Below are 20,752 nucleotides of genomic sequence, written 5' to 3' on the forward strand. Positions count from 1 at the left end.
TTTATAGATTGTCCGTTACCACTTTGGCTAAGGCTGCGACCCCTGTTGGGATAGGCACATAGGCTTGAGGCGGAATTTGAACAACTGGGCGTCCAACTCTTTCACCGAGGTCAGCAAATTGTTTGAAATACATTCTTGTTTGAGGACTAATTAAATAAAGATCAAACGCTGCAGATTCAATCACTTTATTTCCTTCTGTTGCACCAATTGCTTCAACGGTAATGTCTTGTCCTTGACCTTGAAGGTATTCAGTTGTCTTTTTTGCCATAAGAGAGGAAGACATCCCTGCCGCACAGATAATTAACGCTTTTGCCATGAAAATTCTCCTTAAAATATTGTATATTAGGTAATTTTTTATTAACGAATTACCTATCATTGATATTAGTATAGCACAGTTTTTGTTAAATGTCTAGTCTTTTATATATAAAGATTATACTTTTCAAAAAATTTAATAACAAAAAACTCTTTCCGGTCAAATTTTGACTAGAAAGAGTCCCTATTGCAATTTATCGTTTGTCATTTCCTTTACGCATATTCTGCGTCTTCATCAAATTGACTATTGTAAAGATCAGCATAGAAGCCGTTTTGTTCCATCAATTGTTCGTGATTGCCTTGTTCAATGATATTGCCATCTCGCATAACCAAAATTAAGTCAGCATTACGAATCGTTGACAAACGGTGAGCAATGACAAAGGAAGTCCGTCCTTCCATTAGTTTATCCATCGCTTTTTGAATCAGCTCTTCCGTCCGTGTATCAACAGATGAAGTCGCTTCGTCCAAGATAAGCAATGGAGCATCCTTAAGAAGGGCACGCGCAATGGTTAGCAATTGCTTTTGCCCAACAGAGAGGCTCACAGTATCGTCCAGCACCGTATCATATCCTTTTGGCAAAGTCTTAATGAAGTGATGAACCCCAACAGCTTTGGCAGCTGCCACAACTGCTTCGTCAGAAATATTTTTCTGATTGTAAATCAAATTTTCCTTAATCGTTCCCTCAAATAACCAAGTGTCTTGAAGAACCATGGAGAAGGCATCATGTACCTCAGAGCGTTTCATTTGCTTCGTATCAATACCATCAATCGTAATCCGCCCTTTCTCAATCTCATAGAATTTCATCAGCAAATTGACGATCGTCGTCTTCCCAGCACCGGTCGGACCGACAATGGCAATCTTTTGCCCTGCTTTTGCATTGGCAGAAAAATCATGAATAATCGTTCGATCTGGATTGTAACCAAAGAATACATTATCAAAGGCAACATCGCCTTTTAAGGTCGTGAGTTGTTGCGCCTTGTGCTCATCGTTTTCCATTTCAGGCTCTGCTAAAAATTCAAACACGCGTCCCATAGCAGCGCTAGCTTGTTGAAGAGTGGTAATCCCTTGCGCAATTTGTGACAACGGTTGAGAGAAAGTCCGTACATACACCATAAAGGCAACAATCGTTCCCATAGTGACATCGCCATTCAAGGCCATGCTCGCTCCAACCAAAACAACCATAACGTAACCGAAGTTCCCTACAAACATCATAAGCGGCATCATAATCCCTGAAATAAATTGGGATTTCCACATGCTGTTGTAAAGATTCGTATTGAGCGTTTGAAAGGCTGCTTTAGATTCCTCTGCGGCATTGTAGCTGACAATGACATTATGCCCAGAGTACATTTCTTCTACATAGCCATTAACGCTGGCAAGATTTTCTTGTTGTGCTCGAAAAAATCGTTGAGATTTGCCCATAATCAAAGCAACAAAGACAAAGCCAATCAAGACTGAGCCAATCGTTACAAAGGAAAGGATGACATTGTTGTAAAACATCATAAAGAGAACAGCAATAAGAAGTAAACTTGAGGATATGACTGCTCCTAAACTTTGGTTCAAAGACTGTCCGACCGTATCCACGTCATTGGTGACCCGTGAAAGAGTATCCCCTTGAGAATGGCTGTCAAAATACCGCAATGGTAATTTATTGATTTTTTCAGCAATAGCAGTCCGCAAACGCTTGGAGAAATGCTGAATAACAGATGAAATGATAAAAGATTGAACGTAATTTAACAAAGCACCTGCTGCATACAAAATCGCTAGGAAAAGAGCAATGTTGGAGATTGCTTTCAAATCAATCTGACTTCGCATTCCCTCTGTGATAAGGTTGGTAATTTCTTTTAATTTGTCCGGTCCATAAACTGTAATAATACTAGACACTGCCGCTCCCACAAATGCAATGAGCAATGGAAGCTGAAAACCTTTGAGATAAGGTTTCACTTGGCTAAATAAAGATGATTTTTTATTTTCCATTTTCCAATTCCTCCTTTGATAATTGTGAGTAAGCAATTTCTTGGTAAACTGCGTTCGTTGCCAGCAATTCTTTATGAGTACCCTGACCGACTACTTTTCCTTTATCCAGTACCAAAATCTGATCAGCATCCATAATCGTTGAAATCCGCTGCGCCACAATCAATCTGGTTGTGTCCTTCACTTTTTTCGCTAATTCTTCCCGCAAAATGCGGTCTGTCTTATAGTCCAGCGCTGAAAATGAATCATCAAAAATCAAAATTTCAGGCTTGCGAGCAAGCGCACGCGCAATTGCCAAACGTTGCTTTTGCCCACCAGAGAAATTGGTCCCGCTTTGTGCGACCTCTGAGTGCAGACCACCTTCTTTTTCTTCAACAAATGATTTCGCTTGTGCCAAGTCCAACGCAGCCCACATTTTTTCATCATCCAATGGACTTTCATTGCTTTGTCCAAAGTCCAAATTACTCTTTATATCACCAGAGAAGAGGACAGCTTTTTGTGGAATGTAGCCAACTTTATTATGCAAATCTTCTAGCTGATAATCTTTGACGTTTACGCCGTCTACTAAAATTCTTCCTTCTGTCACATCATAAAAACGAGGAATTAAGCTAATTAGAGTAGATTTCCCAGAACCGGTTGAACCAATGAAAGCTACGGTTTCACCTGCTTTTGCTGTAAAGCTGACATGCTCAATGACAGCCTCAGAGTTTTTAGCATAGCGGAAAGACACATTGTCAAATACCACTTCTCCTTTAATATCTTTAGCTTCTTTAGGGTGTTCTGGAGACTCAATCGTTGAATATAAATCAAGCACTTCATTAATCCGTCCAGCAGACACCAAGGTACGAGGTAGAATGATAAAAAGAGCCGCCATGAGCATGAAGCCCATTACCACTTGCATGGCATAAGACATAAAGACTACCATATCACTAAAGATAGGCAATCGCTCTGGTAAAGCTGCGTCTTGAATCAAGTAAGCCCCAATCCAATAAATCGCTAAAGTCAATCCGCTCGAAATCCCCATCATAATTGGATTTAAAATTGCCATGAGACGACTGACAAAGAGATTCAAACGAGTCACTTCATCATTGGCTCCTGCAAACTTGTCATCTTGATAGTCTTCAGCATTGTAAGCCCGAACAACACGAATCCCTGTTAGACTTTCACGCGTAATACTGTTCAACTTATCAGTCAACCGTTGAATAACGGATTGCTTTGGAAAGGCAAGCGTCATCAGAACTGTTGTCATGATAATATTCACAATTACCGCCACAATAACTGCCCAGAGCCAATATTCTGATTTCCCAATGATTTTCGTAATCGCCCAAATCGCCATAATCGGTCCACGAGTCACAACTTGCAAGCCCATTGTAATCATAAGTTGAATTTGCGTAAGATCATTGGTTGTCCGGGTCAAAAGACTCGGAATAGAAAATCTCTTAATTTCGGCATCTGAATAATCCAGTACACGATTGAAAATATCCGACCGCAAACTCGTCGTAAAGCTAGCTGCTAATCTAGCCGCTATAAAGCCAACTACTACTGCACTTAGAAAGCTCGCAAAAGATAAGCCAATCATTTTCAAACCTGGATTCCACAGGTCAGAAACTACTGTCCCTCTCGTCTGTAGGAGTTCCGTAATTTTTGAAATATAAGTTGGAACCTCTAATTCCAAATAAACTGTTAAACAAGTAAACAAGATACTAATGACAATCATCCCTACTTCTTTAGCAGTTAAACGTTTAAATAATTTAAACATTCGTTTCTCCTTCTTCTAATTTTTCAATATTCTGGTAAAATTTTCCCATTACCTGAAAAAAAATGACCAGATCCTCTTCTGAAACGCCAGCTAACAGACAACGATCCATTTCATCAAAGAAATCACGAATTTTATCCATGCGTTCTTTTGATTCCGGCGTCAAACGAATAATCTTAGCGCGTTTATCGGTCTCACTCACTTCCAGATAAATCAAGCCATTTTTCACCATCCGCTTCATTAAATTACTGGCAACGGACTTAGTAATGCCCAACTCCTGCTCAATATCTTTAATAAAGGTCATCTTGTCACAATCTTCGCGGTGGTTCACAAAATGCAATACCTGCCCCTGTGGACCCGCCATAAATTCAATTCCTCGCTCTTTGGCAATCTTTTGAATCATAAGATGCGTTTTTCGCCCAAATCGCTTGAATTCCAATAATGGTTTTTCCATTTTGACTTCCTTTCAAATAGTTCTCTAGAGAACCAAATGGTTTTCATGAGAACTATTTTACTATATTCTAAGTGAATGTCAAGGAAAAAGTTTCTATGAGAACTAATTTCCAAACAAATTAAAACTCAGCTCTATAAAAGCTGAGTCGTCAGATTATTAAATCAAAATCCCTTCCAAATGATCCAGTTCATGCTGGCAGATTTGTGCGGGAAAATCTTTCAAAGTCAGTGTTTGCTTTTGCCAATGCTGATCCAAATAGTCAACTGTAATTTCCTTATAACGAGTCGTCAAACGACTACCCGCAAGTGACAAACAGGATTCTTCCGCTCGGTAAGGAGATAACTTTCTTTTCAAAATAGGATTGAATATGATAACAGGCACCATACCATACATAAAAATAATAACTTGTTTCTGAACTCCAATCATATTGGCTGCCATGCCGACACACTTATCTTGATTTGCTTTTAAGGTATCAAACAAATCTTGTCCAATTCCGACATCCTCTTTACATGCTGGTTGTGCTTTCTGCTGCAAGAACAACATATCTTTTACAATTGGTTTAATCATTTTCTTTCTCATCAAAAAAGAGCAAGCTTATTCAATATTCACTCACTTGCTCTCAATTACTCAATTATCCTTTGGCTTTTTCGCTGACTTTTTTAGCTAAGACAAAGTTTCCAAGTGTTGCTGACCCATTTCCTGCAACTGCTGGCGTCACAATGTAATCACGCACATCTGGAACAGGCAAATAACCATTCAACAAAACTGTGAACTTTTCACGAACACGATCCAACATGTGCTGTTGCGCCATAACACCTCCACCAAAGACAATCACATCAGGGCGGAATGTCACCGTTGCTTGAATTGCTGCTTGCGCAATGTAGTAGGCTTGAATATCCCAAACAGAACTGTTTAGTTCAATATTTTCACCTCGAATACCTGTCCGAGCCTCTAAACTAGGTCCAGCAGCCAGCCCTTCTAAACAGCCATTATGGAAAGGACACACCCCATTAAATTCTTTTTCTACATCCATTGGGTGTTTTGCAACGTAGTAATGTCCCATTTCTGGATGACCCGTCCCACCAACAAATTCACCACGTTGAATGGCGCCAGCACCAATTCCCGTTCCAATAGTATAATAGACCAAATTTTCAATTCGTCCGCCTGCATTATTTCGTGCCACTACTTCACCATAAGCAGAGCTATTAACATCTGTCGTAAAGTAAATCGGTACATTTAAAGCACGTCGCAAAGCACCGACAATATCGACATTTGCCCAGTGTGGTTTAGGTGTCGTTGTAATAAAACCATACGTTTTTGAATTAGGGTCAATATCAATCGGTCCAAAAGAACCAACTGCAAGACCGGCTAAATTCTCAAAACGAGAGAAAAATGCAATCGTCTTATCCAACGTTTCAATCGGTGTGGTCGTTGGAAATTGTGTTTTCTCAACTACTTCAAATTTTTCATCCCCAACTGCACACACAAATTTTGTACCACCAGCTTCTAGGCTTCCATACAATTTTGTCATTTCAAAACCTCTTTTAATTTTGTTTTCTTCTCTATTCATTATAGCATATCCTCGTATGACTTCTGAGTAAAAATCTTACTTTTTCTTCTCTTTTTCAAAGAAAAGGGAGTGGGAAAGAACCGGAAAGAGTTCGTTTCCCACTCCTGCACAGTTGATTGACAACTTTGAGACATGAAGCGAGCAAAGAAAACAATCAACCGCTGTGTTAATGTGTTTTGTTAACTAAAAGTGAAGAAGCTGAACTTTTTGTTCAGCCTCTTATCACATTACAAGGTTAGGCTTTTAGCTCAATCACAGCATCGCCTTTCGCTACTGTACCCTCTGCAACAGGAGTAACAGAAGCATAATCAGCTGTGTTGGTAATAATCACCATAGTTGTGTCATCAAGACCAGCGGCTGCAATTTTCGCAGCATCAAATGTACCAAGAACATCGCCAGCTTTCACCTTATCACCTTGAGCAACTTTTTGATCAAATCCGTCACCGTTCATAGAAACTGTGTCAATACCTACGTGAATCAAGATTTCAGCACCTTTTGTCGTTTTCAAGCCATAAGCGTGACCAGTTGCAAATGCGATTGTCACTTCTGCATCCGCAGGAGCATACACAACACCTTCACTAGGTTTCACCGCAACTCCTTGTCCCATAGCACCGCTAGAGAATACTGGATCATTGACATCTTTCAAGTCAACCATTTGACCAACGATTGGAGAAACGATTGTTTCATCAGAAAGGACTGGCGCAGCTGCTTCATTAGCTTCTACTACTTCTTTTGCTTCAGTCACTTCTTCTTCAGCATCTTTGTAACCAAATGCGTAAGTCAAACCAAATCCAAGACCAGTAGTTACAAGTACCATAAAGATATATTGAAGAACTTGACCATTCAGATAGAGAAGCGTACCTGGGATAATAGTAATACCAAATCCAGTACCAGCAAGTCCAAGAATAGAAGCTAACCAACCACCAGCAGCACCGGCAACAAGACCAAGTACAAATGGTTTACCATAACGTAAGTTTACCCCGAAAATAGCTGGTTCAGTAATTCCAAGACCTGCAGAGAGAGCAGCCGGGAAGGCAAGAGCTTTTAGTTTTTTAGATTTTGTTTTTACACCAACTGCAAGAGTTGCACCCGCTTGGGCAGTCATAGCAGCTGTGATGATCGCATTAAAGGCATCTTTTCCTTCATTTGCAATCAATTGTGCTTCTAGTAAGTTGAAGATATGGTGAACACCAGTTACCACGATAAGCTGATGCACACCGCCAAGGATGAGACCAGCTAAGCCAAACGGTAAGGCAAGAATAGCTTTTGTCGCAGCAAGAATGACATTTTCAAGTGAGTGGAAAATTGGACCAATGACAAAGAGCCCAAGAACTGACATCACAAGGAAGGTCAAGAATGGTACAACAAGCAAATCAAGCACATCTGGAATTTTCTTATGCAACCATTTTTCAAGTTTCGCACCAAGTAGTCCAATGAAGAAGGCTGGCAATACTGAGTTTTGATAACCAACTACTGGAATGAAACCAAAGAACATGATTGGCTTTGCAGCACCAGAAGCTACATCCCAAGCATTTGGAAGAGCGGTATTTACCAACATCAAACCAAGTACAATACCGATCACTGGATTCCCACCGAATACACGGAAAGCTGACCAAGAAATCAAAGCTGGGAAGAAGGCAAATGCTGTATCTGTCAACACAACTGTGTAAGTATAGAAGTCTGACGCAGCAAAGGCTTTTGAAGTTGTTCCAAATAACCCAAGAATCGTATCATTATTAATCGCACCACGAATCCCCATGAAGAGACCTGTTGCTACGATTGCTGGCAGGATTGGCACAAATACGTCACCAAATGTACGAACGGCACGTTGGAACCAATTCCCCTTTTTAGCTGCTTCTGCTTTTTGCTCACCAGTTGAAGACGTAGGCAAACCAAGCGCTACCACTTCATCATAGATTTTATTCACTGTACCAGTACCAAAGATAATTTGATATTGACCTGAGTTAAAGAAAGCTCCCTGAACCTTTTCAAGATTCTCAACTCTGTCTTTATCAATCTTAGCTTCATCTTTGACCATGACACGCAGACGGGTCGCACAGTGAGCAACACTACTTACATTGTCACGTCCGCCAATGGCCTCAATGACTGCTTTTGCAATGTCCTTATTTTCCATTTGCATCTCCTTATTGAAAATAATTAAAATTTATGAAAGCGATTTAATCGCTCCTACGACTATTATTTTAACATGATTTCAAAATATGTCAAGCGTTTTGCAGAAATTTAATTTTTTTCTATTAAAAAGTTGATTTTTTCAGAGAAAACGTTTACTATATAAGTAAGAAAACTATCTTGGAGGACAAAAGATTGGCTTGGACTACTGAACAACGTTACAAACGCTATGAACAATGGACTGAAAACGAAATCCAACAGATAAAAAATAAAATCGCTACATCACCTTGGCGTGCTACCTACCACGTAGAGCCTGATACGGGACTGCTGAATGACCCAAATGGTTTTTCCTATTTTGACGGAAAATGGATTGCCTTCTATCAAAATTTTCCATTTGGTGCAACTCATGGGCTCAAGTCCTGGGTACAACTGGAAAGTAATGACCTCGTACACTTCACAGAAACCGGTGTTCGTGTTCTGCCAGACACCCCATTAGACAGTCACGGTGCTTACTCTGGCTCTGCTATGCAGTTTGACGACAAACTTTTCCTATTCTATACTGGGAATGTCCGTGATGAGAATTGGGTTCGTCACCCTTACCAAATCGGCGCTTTGCTGGACAAAGACGGACATATTCAAAAACTAAACAAGATCTTGATTGAACAGCCTCAGGACACTACAGATCATTTCCGTGATCCTCAGATTTTTAACTACCACGGACAATTTTATGCCATTGTTGGGGGACAAAACCTTGACAAAAAAGGCTATATCAAGCTTTATAAAGCGGTTGACAACGATTATACAAACTGGGAAGAAGTCGGTAATTTACACTTTGAAAATGATAACACCGCCTACATGATGGAGTGCCCAAATCTTGTCTTTATTGATGAGAAGCCTGTTTTGCTCTACTGTCCTCAAGGTTTATCAAAAGAAATTGTCCCTTATGACAATATTTATCCAAATATGTATAAAATAGGTCAATCGTTTGACATAAAGAAAGCAACAATTATTAAACCTAGTCCTCTGCAAAATTTAGATTATGGATTTGAATGCTACGCCACTCAAGCTTTCAATGCTCCAGATGGCCGTGCCTTAGCTGTCAGCTGGCTGGGTTTGCCAGATATTGCCTATCCATCTGACCGTTTCGACCACCAAGGAACATTCTCTTTGGTCAAAGAATTAACCCTAAAAGACGGTAAACTCTATCAATACCCTGTCCCAGCTATCACATCCTTACGCACAGATAATATCCAAACGTTTGCTAACCAAGCGCAAACAAAGAACTGCTATGAATTAGAACTAGAATTTACAACTGATTCACAAACTGAGATCGTCCTTTTTGCAGATCAAGAGCATAAGGGGCTACGCATTTGCTTTGACATCAAAAATGGTCAAGTAACAGTTGACCGTAGTCAAGCCGGTGAGCAATACGCTCTTGAATTTGGTACCGTTCGTAGTTGTACGATTGAAAACCAAGCTACAACCGCTACTATCTTCATTGATAAGTCAGTTTTTGAAATTTTTATTAACAAAGGAGAAAAAGTATTTTCAGGCCGCGTTTTCCCTCATGAAAACCAAAACGGTATTTTTATCAGCGAGGGAAATCCAACTGGAACTTACTATGAGTTAGATTATGGTCGCGAAGTTAACTGATGTTGCAAAAATTGCTGGGGTCAGCCCAACCACTGTGTCTCGTGTAATTAACAAAAAAGGTTACCTCTCAGAAAAAACGATTACAAAAGTCAATGAGGCCATGCGCGAGTTGGGATACAAGCCCAATAATCTCGCTCGTGGCTTACAAGGAAAATCCGCTAAGCTGATTGGACTGATTTTCCCAAATATCAGTCACGTCTTTTATGCCGAACTCATTGACAAATTAGAACATGAGTTATTCAAAAGAGGCTACAAGACAATCATCTGCAATAGCGAGCACAATTCAAGTAAGGAAAAAGAGTATCTGGAGATGCTAGAAGCCAATCAAGTGGATGGCATTATCTCAGGCAGCCACAACTTAGGCATCTCTGATTATGACCGTGTAACAGCTCCCATTATCTCTTTTGACCGCAACTTATCCCCTTCCATTCCTGTTGTATCTTCGGACAACTATGCTGGTGGTGTCTTGGCTGCAGAAACCTTGGTCAAATCCGGTGCCCAAAATATCATTATGATTACCGGAAATGATAATTCAAACTCCCCGACAGGTCTCCGCCATGCAGGTTTTGCTTCCATTCTACCTGATGCACCAATTATCAATGTATCAAGTGACTTCTCTCCTATTCGCAAAGAAATGGAAATCAAAAATATTTTAAAACATAGAGAGCCTGATGCCATTTTTGCTTCAGATGATCTGACAGCCATTTTAATCATGAAAGTTGCTCAAGAATTGGAAATCAAAATTCCAGAGGATCTAAAAGTCATCGGCTACGACGGAACTTATTTTGTAGAAAACTACTATCCCCAACTAGCCACCATACAGCAACCATTGAAAGATATAGCTTGTTTGCTGGTAGATTTGTTGCTCCGAAAAATTGCTGGTGAAGAAGTTGTGACAACCGGCTACTTTCTTCCCGTGCACCTCTCTTCAGGAAAGAGTATTTAATTCTGTAAGATAGTGAAAACCCACTTAAGATTTCTCAATACTTAAGTGGGTTTTAGTGTCTATTCGTTGTCTTTATATTTTTCTGCCAGAAGCACATCATCAATAGCCTGCGCACAGCCACCGTGGTCGTTGTCTGCCACAACAATATCTGCTAAATTTTTGATATTCTCATTGGCATTTCCCATAGCAACACCAAAACCTGCTTCGCGAATCATGCTTTTATCATTGTTATTTTTTCAGACAATAAAGTTTCATAAGATTGATCTCGATCCCTTGCCGTAAAGTGATAAATATTGATTTTGTCAAAATGTTCTCTTTCCTTCACTAACAAATCGTAAATATTATCCACCAAGATAGCTGTTTTATCATAAAGTTCAGTATAGATTTCCATATAGTAGTTAGCAATATCCTCAAAATGTGATTTTTGAAGATAGCCTTGTCCGTCAATCATACAAACCAGCATCAAATCTTGAGCTTCTGCTATCGCCTTCACCTTATCCACTGCTAAAGCAGGCAAGGTTTGCTTGGCTAAAACGCATTTGGCCTCCAAATCATAAATCAATGCACCACTTGCAAGAATAGCATAGCGAATTCCTCGCAAATCTTTTTTATAAAGACCTAGTTCTGACAGAGAGCGCCCTGTTGAAAGTGCAACTTGTTTTCCAGCTGCATGCGCTCTGTCAATAGCTGCAATACTACTTTTAGCAATCGTCTTTTGACTGGTCAAAAGCGTTCCATCCATGTCAAATGCAATCAATTGATACATAACATTTCTCCTTTTTTCTACTAAAATTAGTATAGCATAAAAGCTCAAAAATAGTAAAAAAGCTCAAAACCATGTTATCAAAAACGTTGGTTTTAAGCTTTTTTATTGTCGTTCATTCCTTAATTTTAACTAGAGACTAAGTTCTTATTTAACCTCTTTAATTGTCAACAAAGTTGAAGATCTATTTACAATTCTTTTTTATACTTTTCAACTTCTGCTTTATTAGCCCAGACAAAGTGTCCTGGACGAATTTCAACCATTTCTGGCTTATCTACTGAATAATCATGTTGAGCAGCATCATAAACCTTCAATACTTTCTTCCGCTCCAATATTGGGTCTGGAATTGGGACAGCAGATAGCAATGACTGCGTATAAGGATGGATTGGATTATTGAAGAGTTCTTCTGTTTCAGCCACTTCTACAATCACACCCTTATAAATAACAGCAATACGGTCTGAGATAAAACGTACAACTGATAAATCATGGGCAATGAAAAGATAAGTCAAGCCTAGATCTTTTTGGAATTTCTTAAGAAGATTCAAAACTTGCGCGCGCACAGAGACATCAAGCGCTGAAATCGGCTCATCTGCAATGACAAAATCTGGTTCCATAACAAGCGCACGGGCAATCCCAATCCGCTGACGTTGACCACCAGAAAATTCATGCGGGTAACGTGTTAAATGCTCTGATAACAATCCAACTTCATGAATAATATCTTTCACTTTTTTCTTGCGTTCTTCTTCATCTTTAAATAAATGGAAATTATACAAGCCTTCCGAAATGATATAATCAACTGTCGCACGTTCATTCAAACTAGCAGCAGGGTCTTGGAAAATCATTTGAATTTTACGAATGATTTCTGACTCTTCTTCTTTTGATTTTTTGCCATTGATTTTTTTCCCTTCAAAGAAAATCTCTCCATGACTCGTATCATTTAAACCAATAATCGCACGACCAATTGTCGTTTTACCAGAACCAGATTCTCCTACAAGTGAAAACGTTTCTCCTTTATTGATAAAGAAATTAGCATTTTTAACAGCAACAAATTTCTTGCTTCCCTCACCGAAGGAAATTTCCAAATCTTTAACTTCTACTAATTTTTCAGGCATTTCCTTCCTCCTAGGCGTCTAAATGGGCAAAGCCCATTTTTAAGCTAATTTTTTCGTGCAAATCATCAATAACAGCTGGCTTATTCACTTTTGGAGCATTTTCATGAAGCAACCATGTTTTTGCCCAATGCGTATCTGACACATAGATTTGAGGCGGTTTTTCCTCAAAATCAATTTCCATCGCATAATCTGAACGCAAGGCAAATGCATCTCCTTGTAAATGTGAATAAAGAGATGGCGGCGTTCCAGGAATTGAATACAACTCACCCTTATCATCTGCCAACTGAGGCAGACTAGATAACAAACTCCAAGTGTAAGGATGACGTGGATCGTAAAAGACTTCTTCTACTGTTCCGTATTCAACGATTTCACCAGCATACATAACCGCAACCTTATCTGCAATACTTGCTACCACTCCCAGGTCGTGGGTGATAAAAATAGTTGTGAATTCATACTCGTGTTGCAAAGATTTCAACAAATCAATGATTTGTGCCTGAATCGTAACGTCAAGCGCTGTCGTTGGTTCATCACAGATAAGGATATCAGGTCGACAAGCAAGCGCAATAGCGATAACAATCCGTTGACGCATTCCTCCTGAATATTGGAATGGGTATTCATTAAAACGCTTTTCAGCATCAGGAATGCCGACCTTATTCATATAGTCAACAGCCATTTCTTTTGCTTCTTTTGGCGTTTTCTTTTGATGCTTGATAATCACTTCTGTAATTTGGCTACCAATTGTGTTAATAGGGTCCAAACTCGTCATCGGATCTTGGAAGATTGTCGCAATTTTAACACCGCGTATAGGTTCCCAATCTTTATTAGACTTCAATTTTGTCAAATCTTGCCCCCGGTAATCAATCGTTCCTTGAGCAACTCGACCATTTTCCTCTAACATTCCTGTAAATGTCTTTGTCAAAACAGACTTACCAGAACCAGATTCCCCTACAAGTGCAAGAACTTCACCTTCAATGAGGTCAAGCGAAACACCACGAATAGCTGTTAAGACCTTATCACGAACGTCAAATTCCACGACAATATCGCGAGCAGTCAATATTACATTTTTTTCTTGTGTCATATTTACTCCTATCTATGTGTACGTGGATCACTAGCATCCGCTAAGTTTTGACCGACAACGAATAATGAGAGGGAAACCAAAATCAAGGTTGTCAATGGAATCCAGAAAAGATACGCATTTGTTGTCACGTTTTGTGAATAATCTGAAATTAACCGTCCCAAACTTGGTACTGTGACAGGAAGCCCCAAACCAAAGAACGATAGAAATGCTTCATAAGAAATGAAACTTGGCAGCAGTTGTGAAGCCGTGGTCACAATAACAGAAACCAATTGTGGCATGATATTTTTTACAATGATTTTCAGTGTTGGCGTACCCAAAGTTCGGCTGGCAAGGTTATATTCCAAGTCGCGATAACGCATGATTTGGATACGAATCGTATAAGCAATCCCAACCCAACCTGTGATGGTCATAGCAAAAATCAAGTTCCAGAAACCAGCACCAATTGAATAAGTCAAGACAATGACAATCAAGAGAGATGGGATGTTAGAAATGATATTGTACACTTCCATCATGATACGGTCAACGGTTTTGGAAATTCCCCAGATACCACCAATCACAATACCAATAACTAAGTTAATCACAGTTGCAATGACAGAAATGAGGATAGAGTTACGAGCTCCAAACCATACTCCGTCAAAAAGGGATTTCCCGTTGCTATCTGTACCAAACCAATATTGACCATTTGGTTTAATATAACGCGCACCGAAATCATTCACCTTGCTGACATCGTTAAAGTCAAAATCTGAGAAAATCGGATAAATGAAACTCATCAAAATAATAGCGACCAAAATTCCCAACATGATAACTGTTGATTTCTTTTTTAGGAACTGACGCATAACTGATTTCCAGTAAGAATAGGCTGGAGCATCAATCGTTTCAGAGGCAAAATCATCGCGTTTGACAAATTGGAACTTAGTCTTATCAATTGTAGCCATTATTTACCTCCTTTTGATGTTAATTTAATACGTGGATCAAGTACTGTCATCAGAATATCACCCAATAGAAGAGCGAAGATAGAAAGACATGTAAAGATAAAGACAAGACCAACGACCATAGAGTTATTTGAAGCTTTAACAGAGTCAATCAACATCTTACCCATACCAGGGAAAGCGAAGACTGTTTCAGTCAAAGTTGCACCTGTAATAACCCCAATAACTGAGTTTGGAATGCTGGATACAAGTGGCACCATGGCATTTTTGAAAATATGTTTATTTGAAATTTCTTTTTCAGAAAGACCTTTTGCACGTGCAAAACGAACAAAATCTTGTGATTGCAAGTCAATCATATAACGACGAATCCAAACGGCTGTCCAAGGCGCACTCAAGAGTCCAAGAATGACTGCCGGCAGCACATAAGAGCGCCAATCACCTGCTCCCAAAATAGGGAATGAATCAGGCAAGCCAATCGCTGAACCGATCAGCCGAATGATATAAACTAAAGCAATAGTTGGCAGTGACATCAAGAAAGTCAATGCACCGGTTGAAATACTATCAAATAACGTATTTTTAAAGCGAGCCATATAAGATCCAAGTGGAACGGCAATTAAGTAAGACAAAGCCAATCCAATCAAACCAACAATAGAAGAGCTCACAATCATCGATGGATATTGATAATTGCTCTCTGTTGCCGTATAAGGGTCATCTTTTCCGTAATTAGCAACATCGCGTGCATCAGCTTGTTTTGGAGACTTATATGTACGCGTATAAATATTAACAGATGAAGTTTTCTTTCCTGTTGGGAATTGAACTTCTGATGTTTTTGTTTGACCTTGCCCTTGTGAAATAACCTGTAAAACAGGAAGATTGGCATAGGTTGGATAGGAGATTCCCAGATTTAATCTCACAAAATTTTGGTGGATATATGGAAACTGACTATTGAAGTACAATAAATATTTATGTTTCGTTCCAGAACCAACAACGGACCAACCAATAGCAGGATCGTTTTCAATGCGAATATATCGCTTCAAGTTCGGATTAGAAGCATCTTTCACAGCACCGGTATGGTCAATTTGAATCAAATTACCATAGAAACCAAGAACGCGTTCATAGACTGGAACTTCACGAGTTGCATAAAATTGCTTGCTTTCTTTAAATTGCTGCAATTTCCAACCGCGTCCCAGCTTTTTGATGTAAGCTTCATAGATTTTTTTATTTGCATTAGTAGGTTCTACTGTTACAGAGGAATTCTCTTTACTAGCTTTTTCTTGCAATTCCTTCGTATCATAGTAGTCAATGTAACCCATACGCTCAAAAATCGTATTTTCGTAATTGGCTTTTTTATCAGGAGTTGTCGCTATTTTGTTATAGTTCGGGTCCTGTTTGAAAATCAACTTCCTAGGCACCATAGTATAGATAATGGTGTAAGTCAGCGTTGTTACCATGAAAATAGATACTAAAGAGCGTAAGATACGCATAAAAATATATTTCTTCATTTACCGTTTCCTTTAAAATCCCAAAAGAACTTTCCCTCCTGTTAGAGAAAGTTCTGATGAGAAGTTTATTTTACATGATCTGCTAATTCTTTTTTATTTTAATGATTCAGCATGAGTCACATCAGATATTCCACTTTAATAACTATGGTTAAGTTATTAAACATAACCTGTCAGCCAAGACCGAAGGAAGAGTTAGAGAAATGCCATACCTACGACAAATACCTATTTTCAACTTTAGAATACCTTCAATTTTTAAACTGATTGTTTAAAATTATATCATAATTCTGGTCAATTGTAAAATCAATTGTCAGAATATTTTTATCATAATTGAACTTTTTTTGTTTTTCTGTTAAATTTTATCTAATTTTTTTCAATTATTTAACATGATCTGCAAGTTCTTCTTGAGCTTTTTTATTAGATTTTGATCGCTCTTTATTCCATTTAGTCATAGCTTTCTTGTACTGATCTTGTGTAACAGGCTCATCTTGGAGTTCAAGATATTTATATAGAATGATTTCACTATTCCCTTTGTTTCCTGACCAAGCAAATGGATTAGTAAATGGCACTGTGCGAGAAAGAATTGGACGACCAGTCAAGGTTGTTGTCGGAATAACCAAAGCATTATCAGTCAACCAAGCTTGGGCTGCAGCATATTTTTCATAACGTGCATTCGTATTGTTGGTTTCTTTTTCAGCCTCATTCAACAACTTTTCATATTCGTTCATACCAACTTGTGCTGCAGCAGCGTTGTTCGTGCCTGCATCAAATCCTAGATAAGTCTTAGTGCTTTCCCCGCTTGAAGGTTTGATAACATCAAGATAGGTAGATGGGTCTTGGAAGTCTGGACTCCAACCAACATTATCAGAAAGATCCCAATCTTCTGCCGCTGCAGATTCGGCAAAGTAAGTAATATTATTTACATCATCTTTAGACATTTGTTGAATATCAATTACAACATTTTCTTTACCAAGATTCTTTTCAATTGATTGCTTCAATGATTGCACGCGTTGAACTTTATTAGTCGCTGTTTGGTCAACTGGCATATCAATGTGGATTGGGAATTGAACGCCGTCTGCTTGAAGCGCCGCTTTAGCTTTGGCTAATTTTTCCTTGGCTTTGGTTGGATTGTAAAGTCCGTCTTGCGCATCATTTAAGTTGACATCTTTCCAACTTTCATCGTAGCTGACTAATTTTTCTTTGACTAATTCTCCAAAGCTCTTGTCATCTGTTTGAACAAACGTTGGTGGTACAAAGAGGTTACGAAGCATCTTCGTTGCACCATCTTTACCATTTACTTGTGACGCATAAGCTGTGCGGTCAAATGCAAATGTAATGGCTTGACGGAAGTCTTTATTTAGCAAAGCTTTCTTAGTAGAAGTCTTTTGAGCATCTGTTGTCTTTGAAGTATGTTTGTAAGATTGACGGTCAATGTTTGTAGCTACTAGGTAAGTCGTTGCATCTTGCGGAGTATAAACGATGTTATCTTTGTATTTCTTGCTGACAGAAGCATAACTTGGACTTGTTGGAAATACTTTGGCATTAGTAAATGAACCATCGCTAAATCCTTTAGCAAGTTTGTCCTGATCTTGACCATCATAGTAAGACAACTTGATGTTATCAATGTGCACATTTTTCTTATCCCAATAGTTTGGATTTTTCGCAAATTCGACAGATGATTTTGCTGTGATAGATTTTAGCAAGTATGGTCCATTATAAAGAAGACTAGATGGATCTGTTGCTTGTGCAAATTTATTGCCTTTTGATTTCAAAAATTCTGCATTAACTGGTGCTAGAACACCCATTGTTGTTTTTGAGTTCCAAAAACTTTCTGGTCGATTAAGAGTGTATTGAACCGTGTAATCATCGACTGCTTTGATACCGACAGAAGAGAAATCTTTATTTTCACCTTTCATGTAAGCATCCAAGCCTTTAACAGAATCTTGCACCAAGTAAATAGCATCAGATTTATTGTCTGCAGCATATTTTAAGCCCGTTACAAAGTCTTGTGCCTTAACCTCTGCATACTCTTCGCCTTCTGATGTGTACCATTTCACACCCTTACGAAGTGTATAAGTATAAGTCAAGCCATCTTTAGAGACGATCCAATCCTTCGCCACAGAAGGAACTAGATTTCCATAACGGTCATTTTCCAAAAGTCCGTCAATAACATTGCTGGTAAGATTTGCAGTAGCTGCTTTCCCAGTTGTCAAATAGTTCAAATTATCTGGATCTTGCTCATAAACATATGAGAATGTTTTGTTCCCTGAGCCTGTTTTAGAGCTAGAACAAGCTGCTAGGGTTCCTGTTGCAAGCAAGGCTAGCGCTGCTAGGGTAATGATTTTACTTTTCTTCATGAATATTCCTCCCAAAATCATTATTTTTATACATTCTAGCACACAAAATATAAAAAGTAAATAGAATTTTCTAAATTTTATGACATATTTTTAAAACCTAGTATCAAAGGGATTATGTTAATCTTACAATTTTATAGATAGAAAAAAGCAGATGAAACCCACTTTTAAGTGAGTTTCACCTGCTTTTATAAATGTATTATTTTACATGATCAGCTAATTCATCTTGAGCTTTTTTATTAGACTCGGCTTTTTCTTTTTGCCATTTCTTCTTAGCTGCTTCATAGTCTTTCTTAGTGACAGTATCGTTACCGACTTTAATGTATTTGAAGTAGGTTGAGCTACCTTTACTACCTGTTTGCGCAAATGCACCTGAGAACGGTTGAATGCGTGACACAAAAGTTCCGGCACCTGTTGAAGCCATTGTTGGTAAGACAAGTGAACTGTCTGTTAACCAAGCTTGTGCTGCTGCATATTTTTCATAACGTTTTGCAATGTCTGTTGTTTCTGCACCTGCTTCATCGACTAATTTATTATATTCGTCCAAGCCAACTGCTTTAGCACCAGCATTTTCACTACCAGAGTCAAATCCAAACCAAGTTTTCGTATTATCAGAAGATGTTGATTTCAAAATGTCAAGATAAGTAGATGGGTCTTGATAGTCAGGAGTCCAACTAACGATACCTGAGAGATCCCAATCTTCGCTAGCTGCATTCGGAGCATAATAAGTGATGTTCATTACATCATCTTCTGACATCATATTCAAGTCCATGACAACATTTTCTTTGCCAAGCACTTTTTCAATAGATTGTTTCATAGATTGCATACGAGCAACAAAGTTTTTAGAAGTTTCAATTACAGGAACATCTATGTGGATTGGGAATTGCACACCTTGAGCTTGCAATGCTTCTTTTGCTTTTGCAAATTTCGCTTTTGCTTTGTCTGGATTGTACAAACCGTTTTGTGAATCTGCTAATTTGACACCCTTCCAGTCATCACCATAGCTAGCTAATTTTTCTTCTACAACATCGCTAAATGATTTTTCTCCAACTTGGACAAAGTCAGACGGTACAAACATATTGCGGATTGCTTTAGCAGCGCCCTCTTTACCATTGACTTGTGCAGCGTAAGAGTCGCGGTCAAGCGCAAAGTTCAGCGCTTGACGGAAGTCTTTATTCAACAATGCTTTTTTCGTTGAATTTTTTTCTTCATCTGTTTTTTTAGCAGTGTGGTTGTACGTTTGACGGTCAATATTAAGTCCTAAAACTGCTGTTCCTGCACCAGCTTCTGATGTATAGATATTGTCTTTGAAGTCCTTTTCAAAAGTTGAAAAGTTTGAACTTGCTGGGAAGAGACGTGCATACGTATAAGCACCATCTTTAAAGTTACGTGCTAATGAATCTTGGTCTTGACCATCATAATAAGCCAACTTGATGCTATCAACATTTACTTTATCTTTATCCCAATAATGTTTGTTTTTAACATATTCTACCGCAGATTTTGCTGTGATAGCTTTCATCAAGAATGGTCCATTATAAAGGATTGAGTTAGGGTCTGTTGATTGGCCAAATTTATTTCCTTTAGATTTCAAAAATTCGGCATTGATTGGCCACATAATGGCAGAGGTTGTCTTAGAATTCCAATATGGTTCTGGCTTGTTCAATGTATACTGAACAGTATAATCATCAACTGCTTTCACACCTACCGTTGAAAAGTCTTTTGTTTGACCATTCACGTAAGCATCTAAACCTTTAATTGAGTTTTGAACCAAATAAAGCGCCTCAGATTTTTTATCGGCAGCATGTTTCAAACCAGTTACAAAGTCTTGCGCTTTAACTTCTGCGTATTCTTCCCCTTCTGATGTGTACCATTTGGCACCCTTACGAAGTTTATAAGTATAGGTTAAACCATCTTTTGATACAGTCCATGACTTAGCCATTGATGGTACAAGATTTCCATATTTGTCATTTTCTAACAATCCGTCAACTCCATTTGTCACAAGATCGCTAGTGGTTGCTTTTCCTGATGTTACATAATCCAAAGTTTCTGGATCACTAGAATACACATAACCAAATTTTGTTTCAGCTGAGCTCGATTTCGAACCCGAGCAAGCAGCTAAAAGACCAGACGTTAAAAGAGCTAGCCCCGCAACTGCGATGATTTTACTTTTTTTCATAGTTACCTCCGAAAAGTATGATATATTCTAATTATACTATATCTTCATA

The 20,752-nt window shown here is 38.7% G+C and carries 15 protein-coding genes and 1 pseudogene; 2 read left to right on the forward strand and 14 right to left on the reverse strand.

Annotation, left to right across the window (positions count from 1 at the left end; genetic code table 11):
• Position 1: 1 nt before the first annotated feature.
• From SanJ4206_RS07630 to SanJ4206_RS07660, 7 genes are all read right to left on the reverse strand, one after another.
• Positions 2–316 carry a PTS cellobiose transporter subunit IIB gene (locus SanJ4206_RS07630; RefSeq protein WP_022525145.1) on the reverse strand — a complete coding sequence of 105 codons (315 nt, stop codon included), beginning with the start codon at positions 314–316 and terminating at the stop codon, positions 2–4.
• Between the two features lie 209 nt (positions 317–525).
• Positions 526–2,286 (reverse strand): ABC transporter ATP-binding protein, encoded by a 1,761-nt coding sequence (locus SanJ4206_RS07635; RefSeq protein WP_003027423.1) that lies wholly within the window; start codon positions 2,284–2,286, stop codon positions 526–528.
• On the reverse strand, positions 2,276–4,042 hold the full coding sequence (locus tag SanJ4206_RS07640; RefSeq protein ID WP_003027425.1) for an ABC transporter ATP-binding protein: 1,767 nt from the start codon (positions 4,040–4,042) through the stop codon (positions 2,276–2,278). The genes SanJ4206_RS07635 and SanJ4206_RS07640 overlap by 11 nt, the downstream gene beginning before the upstream one ends.
• Positions 4,035–4,493: a MarR family winged helix-turn-helix transcriptional regulator gene (locus SanJ4206_RS07645; RefSeq protein ID WP_004224071.1), complete on the reverse strand. Its 459-nt coding sequence runs from the start codon at positions 4,491–4,493 to the stop codon at positions 4,035–4,037. Before SanJ4206_RS07645 ends, SanJ4206_RS07640 begins: the two co-directional genes overlap by 8 nt.
• A 156-nt stretch (positions 4,494–4,649) precedes the next feature.
• Positions 4,650–5,060 carry a peptide deformylase gene (locus tag SanJ4206_RS07650; protein ID WP_022525146.1) on the reverse strand — a complete coding sequence of 137 codons (411 nt, stop codon included), beginning with the start codon at positions 5,058–5,060 and terminating at the stop codon, positions 4,650–4,652.
• A gap of 64 nt (positions 5,061–5,124) precedes the next feature.
• Positions 5,125–6,024 carry a fructokinase ScrK gene (scrK, locus tag SanJ4206_RS07655; RefSeq protein WP_037582535.1) on the reverse strand — a complete coding sequence of 300 codons (900 nt, stop codon included), beginning with the start codon at positions 6,022–6,024 and terminating at the stop codon, positions 5,125–5,127.
• Positions 6,025–6,298: 274 nt separating this feature from the next.
• On the reverse strand, positions 6,299–8,197 hold the full coding sequence (locus SanJ4206_RS07660; RefSeq protein ID WP_022525147.1) for a sucrose-specific PTS transporter subunit IIBC: 1,899 nt from the start codon (positions 8,195–8,197) through the stop codon (positions 6,299–6,301).
• A 191-nt stretch (positions 8,198–8,388) separates the two neighbouring features.
• On the opposite strand from SanJ4206_RS07660, the gene SanJ4206_RS07665 reads away from it, so the two are divergent.
• Together SanJ4206_RS07665 and SanJ4206_RS07670 are read left to right on the forward strand one after the other, a co-directional pair.
• Positions 8,389–9,846 carry a sucrose-6-phosphate hydrolase gene (locus tag SanJ4206_RS07665; protein ID WP_022525148.1) on the forward strand — a complete coding sequence of 486 codons (1,458 nt, stop codon included), beginning with the start codon at positions 8,389–8,391 and terminating at the stop codon, positions 9,844–9,846.
• Entirely contained in the window at positions 9,827–10,792 is a 966-nt protein-coding gene (locus SanJ4206_RS07670) for a LacI family DNA-binding transcriptional regulator (protein ID WP_003039503.1), read from the forward strand. Before SanJ4206_RS07665 ends, SanJ4206_RS07670 begins: the two co-directional genes overlap by 20 nt.
• 59 nt (positions 10,793–10,851) lie before the next feature.
• Here the strand turns inward: SanJ4206_RS07670 and SanJ4206_RS07675 are convergent.
• The 7 genes and pseudogenes from SanJ4206_RS07675 to SanJ4206_RS07705 all read right to left on the reverse strand — a co-directional run bounded on the left by SanJ4206_RS07675 (position 10,852) and on the right by SanJ4206_RS07705 (position 20,703).
• Positions 10,852–11,558: pseudogene (locus SanJ4206_RS07675) on the reverse strand (HAD family hydrolase).
• A gap of 185 nt (positions 11,559–11,743) precedes the next feature.
• Positions 11,744–12,667: an ATP-binding cassette domain-containing protein gene (locus tag SanJ4206_RS07680; RefSeq protein WP_003031730.1), complete on the reverse strand. Its 924-nt coding sequence runs from the start codon at positions 12,665–12,667 to the stop codon at positions 11,744–11,746.
• Positions 12,668–12,677: 10 nt separating this feature from the next.
• A complete protein-coding gene (locus tag SanJ4206_RS07685) occupies positions 12,678–13,745 on the reverse strand; it encodes an ABC transporter ATP-binding protein (protein ID WP_004224088.1) in 1,068 nt (355 codons plus the stop codon).
• Between the two features lie 8 nt (positions 13,746–13,753).
• Positions 13,754–14,680 carry an oligopeptide ABC transporter permease OppC gene (oppC, locus tag SanJ4206_RS07690; RefSeq protein ID WP_003026180.1) on the reverse strand — a complete coding sequence of 309 codons (927 nt, stop codon included), beginning with the start codon at positions 14,678–14,680 and terminating at the stop codon, positions 13,754–13,756.
• On the reverse strand, positions 14,680–16,176 hold the full coding sequence (locus tag SanJ4206_RS07695; protein ID WP_022525149.1) for an ABC transporter permease: 1,497 nt from the start codon (positions 16,174–16,176) through the stop codon (positions 14,680–14,682). Before SanJ4206_RS07695 ends, oppC begins: the two co-directional genes overlap by 1 nt.
• A 374-nt stretch (positions 16,177–16,550) precedes the next feature.
• Positions 16,551–18,530 carry a peptide ABC transporter substrate-binding protein gene (locus SanJ4206_RS07700; protein WP_022525150.1) on the reverse strand — a complete coding sequence of 660 codons (1,980 nt, stop codon included), beginning with the start codon at positions 18,528–18,530 and terminating at the stop codon, positions 16,551–16,553.
• A gap of 196 nt (positions 18,531–18,726) precedes the next feature.
• On the reverse strand, positions 18,727–20,703 hold the full coding sequence (locus SanJ4206_RS07705) for a peptide ABC transporter substrate-binding protein (RefSeq protein ID WP_022525151.1): 1,977 nt from the start codon (positions 20,701–20,703) through the stop codon (positions 18,727–18,729).
• Positions 20,704–20,752: the final 49 nt, after the last annotated feature.

It is taken from the genome of Streptococcus anginosus (assembly GCF_001697145.1).
In the GTDB taxonomy this organism is placed as follows: domain Bacteria; phylum Bacillota; class Bacilli; order Lactobacillales; family Streptococcaceae; genus Streptococcus; species Streptococcus hominis.

Excerpts from the sequence above, each read along its gene's own strand:
- SanJ4206_RS07630 (WP_022525145.1), bottom strand. The coding sequence starts at position 316 with ATGGCAAAAGCGTTAATTATCTGTGCGGCAGGGATGTCTTCCTCTCTT.
- SanJ4206_RS07635 (WP_003027423.1), bottom strand. The coding sequence starts at position 2,286 with ATGGAAAATAAAAAATCATCTTTATTTAGCCAAGTGAAACCTTATCTC.
- SanJ4206_RS07640 (WP_003027425.1), bottom strand. The coding sequence starts at position 4,042 with ATGTTTAAATTATTTAAACGTTTAACTGCTAAAGAAGTAGGGATGATT.
- SanJ4206_RS07645 (WP_004224071.1), bottom strand. The coding sequence starts at position 4,493 with ATGGAAAAACCATTATTGGAATTCAAGCGATTTGGGCGAAAAACGCAT.
- SanJ4206_RS07650 (WP_022525146.1), bottom strand. The coding sequence starts at position 5,060 with ATGATTAAACCAATTGTAAAAGATATGTTGTTCTTGCAGCAGAAAGCA.
- scrK (WP_037582535.1), bottom strand. The coding sequence starts at position 6,024 with ATGACAAAATTGTATGGAAGCCTAGAAGCTGGTGGTACAAAATTTGTG.
- SanJ4206_RS07660 (WP_022525147.1), bottom strand. The coding sequence starts at position 8,197 with ATGGAAAATAAGGACATTGCAAAAGCAGTCATTGAGGCCATTGGCGGA.
- SanJ4206_RS07670 (WP_003039503.1), top strand. The coding sequence starts at position 9,827 with ATGGTCGCGAAGTTAACTGATGTTGCAAAAATTGCTGGGGTCAGCCCA.
- SanJ4206_RS07680 (WP_003031730.1), bottom strand. The coding sequence starts at position 12,667 with ATGCCTGAAAAATTAGTAGAAGTTAAAGATTTGGAAATTTCCTTCGGT.
- SanJ4206_RS07685 (WP_004224088.1), bottom strand. The coding sequence starts at position 13,745 with ATGACACAAGAAAAAAATGTAATATTGACTGCTCGCGATATTGTCGTG.
- oppC (WP_003026180.1), bottom strand. The coding sequence starts at position 14,680 with ATGGCTACAATTGATAAGACTAAGTTCCAATTTGTCAAACGCGATGAT.
- SanJ4206_RS07695 (WP_022525149.1), bottom strand. The coding sequence starts at position 16,176 with ATGAAGAAATATATTTTTATGCGTATCTTACGCTCTTTAGTATCTATT.
- SanJ4206_RS07700 (WP_022525150.1), bottom strand. The coding sequence starts at position 18,530 with ATGAAGAAAAGTAAAATCATTACCCTAGCAGCGCTAGCCTTGCTTGCA.
- SanJ4206_RS07705 (WP_022525151.1), bottom strand. The coding sequence starts at position 20,703 with ATGAAAAAAAGTAAAATCATCGCAGTTGCGGGGCTAGCTCTTTTAACG.